1 protein-coding gene is annotated in these 1,195 nt (G+C 72.3%); it reads right to left on the reverse strand.

Annotation, left to right across the window (positions count from 1 at the left end; genetic code table 11):
* Positions 1–36: 36 nt before the first annotated feature.
* Positions 37–1,195: kelch repeat-containing protein (locus AB0O00_RS40445; RefSeq protein ID WP_363659653.1), on the reverse strand; the 1,159-nt coding region annotated here is incomplete at its 5' end.

The raw sequence follows: 1,195 nt of genomic DNA on the forward strand, positions 1-1,195 counted from the left end.
AGACCGAACCGGTGACGGTGGACCCGCACAGCCCGGTCAGGGTGCCGTGGGCGGACCGGACGTCGCCCTCGACCGTGGAGTCGGCGATGAACAGGGCGCTGCCCGGGGTGGCGTCGATGCTGCCGTGGACGGTGGCACCCAGGACGCAGGTGCTCTCGCCGTCAGCGATGACGCCGGACACCGTGCCGGTGATGGTGCGGGGCAGTCGACCGTCTGGACGGTGCTCTCCGGCGTGCTGGGGGCGGGGTAGGTGGCGTCGCCGCTGTAGCGGGCGGTGAGGGTGTGGGCGCCAGGTAGTAGGTCGGTGTAGGTGAGGTGGGCCTGGGCGCAGTGGTCGGCGCCGCCGGGGGCGAGGGTGACGGTGCCCAGGATGGTGGTGCCGTCGGCGAAGGTGATGGTGCCGGTCGGGGTGGTGGTGGCGGCGGAGGGGCAGACGGTGTCGGTCAGGGTGGTCGGCTGCCCGAACAGCGACGGGTTCGGGGCGGTGGTCAGGGTGGTGGTCACCGTGGGTCCGGCGGGGTAGAGCTCCGACGACGACGTGTCCCCGGCGCCGGTCTGACCTCCGGCGACCAGCGCCTTGCCGCTGAGCAGGAGTGTCATCGTGTGGTTGTCCCGTGCGGTGTTCATGGAGCCGGTGGCGGTCCAGCTTCCGGTGGCCGGGTCGTACACCTCCGCCGACGCCAGGATGTTCGAGCCGCTGTCCTCACCGCCGGAGACCAGGACGGTGCCGTCCGGGAGCAGCGTCGCCGGGAAGAAGAGGCGTGCGGTGGTCATCGAACCGGTGGCGGTCCAGGAGCCCGTCGCGGGGTCGTACAGCTCCGCCAGGGCCGTGATCCCGGGATGGGCCGAGGGGCTGGTTTCACCGCCGGCGATCAGGACCTTGCCGCTGGGCAGCAACGTCGCCGTGTGCTGCTTGTGGGGTGCGGTCAGCGACCCGGTGCTGCTCCAGGTGCCGGTGGCGGGGTCGTACAGCTCCGCCGTCGAATCAGCCGGATCGCCGCCGGCTGCGAGGACGCGGCCGTCGGACAGCAGCGTCGCCGTGTGCTCCTCCCGGGGATTGACCGTGTCGCCGGTCGCGCTCCAGGCGCCGGTGGCGGGGTCGTACACCTCAGCCGACGTCAGGACACCCGTGGTGTTCTGGCCGCCCACGGCGAGGACCCTGCCGTCGGACAGCAGTGTCGCCGTGTGACCCGAC

The sequence above is a fragment of the Kitasatospora sp. NPDC093558 genome (genome assembly GCF_040683475.1).
Classification (GTDB): Bacteria; Actinomycetota; Actinomycetes; order Streptomycetales; family Streptomycetaceae; genus Kitasatospora.